The following is a 4,028-nucleotide window of genomic DNA, read 5'->3' as shown; positions in this document are numbered from 1 at the left end:
CATGTGGTCGAGGACTTTATCGCCCGTCTCTATTTTCCCTGTCGAGTTAAGCTCCACAGTTACGTCGGTTTCCCTCGTTGTTCTCCTCATCTCCTCACCTCCATGCTCCTCCTGTGGAGTTCCATCTCCTCTATCTCGGCCAGGCGAATCCCCAGCTCCCTCTCGCTCAGAAACTCCTCCCTGCTCACCCAGGCAAGGGTTATCGGCTTGAGGAAATCCCGCACCGTTAGAACCCCGCTGAACTTTGCCGTTCCTCCCGTGGGAAGGACGTGGTTGACGCCGAGGAAGTAGTCTGCCGAGGGAACGGGCGTGTATGGGCCGAGGTAGATAGCGCCGGCGTTCTCGATGAGGTCAACCAGGCTGAGCGGGTTCTCGGTTATTATCTCAAGGTGCTCCGGCGCTATCTCGTTCGCCCTTTCGGCGCACTCCGCGAGGCTTTCGCAGAGGATAATCTCAACCCCGTCGCGGGAGCAGTAGTCGGCGAGCTCCTCCGAGGTCGTCAGAAGCCATGCCTTGCTGTCCTTCCCGTGCTCCAGCTGGCTGAGGAGGTCAGCTAAGACGTAGTCCTTCTCGGCCGTTCCATCGGCTATGACCGCTATCTCCGACGGCCCTGCCAAACTGTCTATTCCCACGACGCCGAACACCTGCCTCTTGGCCTCGTTGACGAACCTGTTTCCCGGCCCGAAGATTTTGTCCACCTTCTTCATTCCAACGCCGTACGCCATCGCCCCTATCGCCTGAATCCCGCCCAGCTTATAGACCTCGTCTATGCCGAGCAGTTTCGCGACGTAGAGCACGTAGGGGTTCACCCTGCCGTCCTTCGGCGGAATCGTGACCGCTATCTCCTTGACGCCCGCTATCCTCGCGGGAACGCCGACCATCATGAGGGTCGAGGGAAGCGGTTTCCCGCCGGGGACGTAGATTCCTATCCTCCGTATCGGGCGGTAGATAAGGCCGTAGAGCGAGCCGTTCTTGACGAAGAGCTCGTCCCCCGGTTTCTGCCTCTCGTGGTAGTCCCGGAGTCGCTCTATCGTCCGCTCGATTATTTTCCTGTCCCTTTCGGGAACGAGCCTTTCGGCCTCCTCGAACTCCTCATCCGTCACGCGGAATGGACCGTCGTAGCTGTCGAACTTCCGCGAGTACTCCCTGACCGCTTCGATTCCCCTTTCGCGTATGTCCCTCAAAATGCCCGCAACGTACTCCTCAAGTTCCATCTCCAACCACCTCCTTTATCGCGAGAATCAGGGTGTTGATTTCATCGAACTTAGTCTTCTGGGAAATCCTGTTGACGAGCAGTTGGGCCGAAACGTCCATGATTTTCTCGACCTCGACGAGGCCGTTCGCCCTTAGCGTTTCGCCGGTCTCGACTATGTCCACTATCGCGTCCGCCACGCCGACTTTGGGAGCCAGCTCGACGCTCCCGCTGAGCTTTATGATTTCGACCTCAACGCCCAGCTTTGAGAAGTAGCTCCTCGCTATCCGCTCGTATTTGGTCGCTATCCGGTAGCCGTCCATGTCCTCCAGTGGGACGACGCTCTCAGCCGGCATCGCTAAACTGAGCCTGCACTTTCCGAAGGGAAGTTCCAGCGGGACGAAAACGTCGCTTCCCCTCTCTTCCAGGACGTCGCTTCCCGCTATGCCTACGTCAACGCCGTGCTCGACATAAACGGGAACGTCGAAGGCCCTCGCGAGGAGAACCTCGTTGCCGTTGAACCTCCCGATTAGCTTCCTCTCGCCCGGTTTGTCGATGTTATAGCCGGCCTTCCTGAGGATTTCCAGCGAACCCCTGAGAAGCCTTCCCTTCGGCAGAACGAACCTCATCTTTCCACCTCCACGGGAACGCCCATCGAGACGAGCTTCCTCGCTTCTCTGAACGAGCCTATGCCCCTGAGGAACCTCCTGCTTCCCTTCTCCCTTACCTTTGCAAGTCCGAGGAGGGCCCTGAGGTCGAGGGCGAAGCCGACCGCGGGTCTGCCCCGGAAGGAGTACTCCCCTCCACCGCCTATCGGCTTTCCAAGCTTTGGCGAATAGACCTCGAAGATTACGTCGCGGTAGTAGGGAAGCGGTCTGACCGTGCCGAGGTCCACGAAAATCCTCTCGTCATCAACCAGCTCGAGAATTCTGGCGAGCTTGCCGTAGTCGGTTTCCCTCCCGCGGAAGTTGAAGAGGCGCCACATCTCTTCCTTTTTCTCCTCATCGAGCGGGAGCTTCTCTATGAGCCCGAAGTTCCTCCTTTCGAGGGCCCTGCAGATTGTTTCCCGGAAATCCTCGATTCCCTCCGTTGCCCTTCTCCAGACTTCGAGGCTCCCGAGGTCGATGTAGAACTCCTCTATGCCAAGGCTTTCCAATGCTGTCATGAGGACGCTCAGAACCTCGGCCGTCATGAAGGTTGTTTCACCGCCGATGAACTCAACTCCGGCCTGCCACCTTCCATCAACTCCGCCGTCGAGGACTTCGCCGATGTAGTAGAGCTTGCCGAAGTCGATGTCGTAGTTCCTGAGCAGTCTGCTCGTCACGTCGGGCTTTATCAGGTAAAATTGGTTGTTGTAGGCGAACTTCGTTCCGCCCCTCAGGGTTTCCTCGTATGGCTCTATTGTTGGAAGGACGACCTCGCCGTAGCCCCAGAGCTCGAAGGTTCGTCTTAAAGCCTTTCCAACTTTGGACAGCTGGATAGAGTCAGCTAAAACAAGTTTTCCCACGAAAAACACCTCCTTTGAGCCTCATCAGAAGGGATGATGAAGGCTAACCCTCAGAGAAAAGGGTGAAGGGGAGGGGGTTGGGGCGTAAATGAAGGCCATGACAACACCTAGAGGTTGGCCTTCGAAGATATTAATAAACTTGTCGGAAAAATTTCTGTCAAAGGGACAATCTCTCCGGTTATTCACGGTGCTTTTTGGTCTTTTTCAAGTAAATTTCGAGGCTTTTTAGAAGGATTAACTGTTCGGCGGTTTCAACGGCACAGTGCCTCTTTCTTCGGACGCGTGCGAGGGCTTCCCTGAGCGTTAATCCCCTGGAAAACATCAGCCATGCGACCGCAATAGTGCCGCTTCTTCCACAGCCACCGGCGCAGACAACGAGAACCCTCCGACCACTTTGAACCTCCCCGTCAATCCATCTCAAAATCGCGATTAGCTCCTCCAGGGACGGTGCAGAAAAATCCGGGATTGGAACGTGGAGGACGTTAAAGCCGTCCGTAAGTTCCTCAAGGGGGTACGGAACTTCGAAGTCCATCACAAGGAGAAGGAGTGAATCAAAGAATTCCCTCAAAGAGCCTATGTCCTCCCTTCTTGGGATTGGAGAAATCGCGAGGTTTTTCTCAACTTGGATTGGCGGCATGGTTTAGATTATTCCCAATCCTTTAAGTTATTTTTGATGAATTCAATTCCAAACAAAGATAGTCTTAAATCGAAAATCGAACATAATTTATCCAGATGGCGAAACCAAAAGGTTTATAAGGAGTGCCATATATGTAAGATATAGATTACATATGGAGAGGTGAATAAACCATGAGGAAGGTGTTGACCCTGCTCCTGATAGGGGCGCTCGTTTTGAGCGTTCTGGGGGCGGGATGTATAGGTACCACAACGACGACTGGGACTTCAACGGCGGCGCCCCAGACAACCGCCCAGGCGGGCGCTCAGGGAACCCAGGGAAAGGGGAACGCCGGTGAGATTCCCGTGGCTGTGAACCAGAACGGAACCGTAAACACGGCCGACCTGAAGGCCTACATAGACTCGATTCCAGCAGGTCAGCTGACCGAGGCCGAGAAAGAGGGACTCCTCTACATGGTTGAGGAGGAGAAGCTCGCCCATGATGTCTACACCAAGCTGTACGAGAAGTGGGGACTCCAGATATTCAAGAACATTGCGGAGAGCGAAAGCACACACGTAAACGCCGTCAGGCTGCTTCTCGAGAAGTACAACATCACGGACCCAACCGCCAACGAACCGGTTGGAGTGTTCACCAACCCGGACCTGCAGGCGCTCTACAACCAGCTCATTGAAATGGGGAGCAAGAGCGTTGTGGAT

5 protein-coding genes are annotated in these 4,028 nt (G+C 55.3%); 1 reads left to right on the top strand and 4 read right to left on the bottom strand.

What is annotated here, in order from left to right; translation table 11 throughout:
* Positions 1-86 precede the first annotated feature (86 nt).
* The 4 genes from hisD to MVK46_RS00865 all read right to left on the bottom strand — a co-directional run bounded on the left by hisD (position 87) and on the right by MVK46_RS00865 (position 3,336).
* Complete coding sequence (hisD, locus tag MVK46_RS00880; protein ID WP_297534548.1) at positions 87-1,214, bottom strand: histidinol dehydrogenase; 1,128 nt, start codon at positions 1,212-1,214, stop codon at positions 87-89.
* The gene (gene hisG / locus MVK46_RS00875; RefSeq protein WP_297534545.1) at positions 1,204-1,821 is read right to left on the bottom strand and encodes an ATP phosphoribosyltransferase; all 618 of its coding nucleotides are present in this window, start codon (positions 1,819-1,821) and stop codon (positions 1,204-1,206) included. The genes hisD and hisG overlap by 11 nt, the downstream gene beginning before the upstream one ends.
* The gene (locus tag MVK46_RS00870) at positions 1,818-2,699 is read right to left on the bottom strand and encodes an ATP phosphoribosyltransferase regulatory subunit (protein WP_297534542.1); all 882 of its coding nucleotides are present in this window, start codon (positions 2,697-2,699) and stop codon (positions 1,818-1,820) included. Before MVK46_RS00870 ends, hisG begins: the two co-directional genes overlap by 4 nt.
* A gap of 178 nt (positions 2,700-2,877) precedes the next feature.
* Positions 2,878-3,336: a dual specificity protein phosphatase family protein gene (locus MVK46_RS00865; protein ID WP_297534539.1), complete on the bottom strand. Its 459-nt coding sequence runs from the start codon at positions 3,334-3,336 to the stop codon at positions 2,878-2,880.
* Between the two features lie 170 nt (positions 3,337-3,506).
* Between MVK46_RS00865 and MVK46_RS00860 the strand changes: the two genes are divergently transcribed.
* Positions 3,507-4,028: DUF2202 domain-containing protein (locus MVK46_RS00860; RefSeq protein WP_297534537.1), on the top strand; the 522-nt coding region annotated here is incomplete at its 3' end.

It is taken from the genome of Thermococcus sp. (assembly GCF_027066465.1).
GTDB lineage: Archaea > Methanobacteriota_B > Thermococci > Thermococcales > Thermococcaceae > Thermococcus.
The sequence above is the reverse complement of the archived record's forward strand: the minus strand, read 5'-3'. Positions and strand labels throughout refer to the sequence as shown.

Bases quoted from the DNA above. Each gene is read 5' to 3' on its own strand.
- hisD (WP_297534548.1), bottom strand. From the start codon at position 1,214: ATGGAACTTGAGGAGTACGTTGCGGGCATTTTGAGGGACATACGCGAA.
- hisG (WP_297534545.1), bottom strand. From the start codon at position 1,821: ATGAGGTTCGTTCTGCCGAAGGGAAGGCTTCTCAGGGGTTCGCTGGAA.
- MVK46_RS00865 (WP_297534539.1), bottom strand. From the start codon at position 3,336: ATGCCGCCAATCCAAGTTGAGAAAAACCTCGCGATTTCTCCAATCCCA.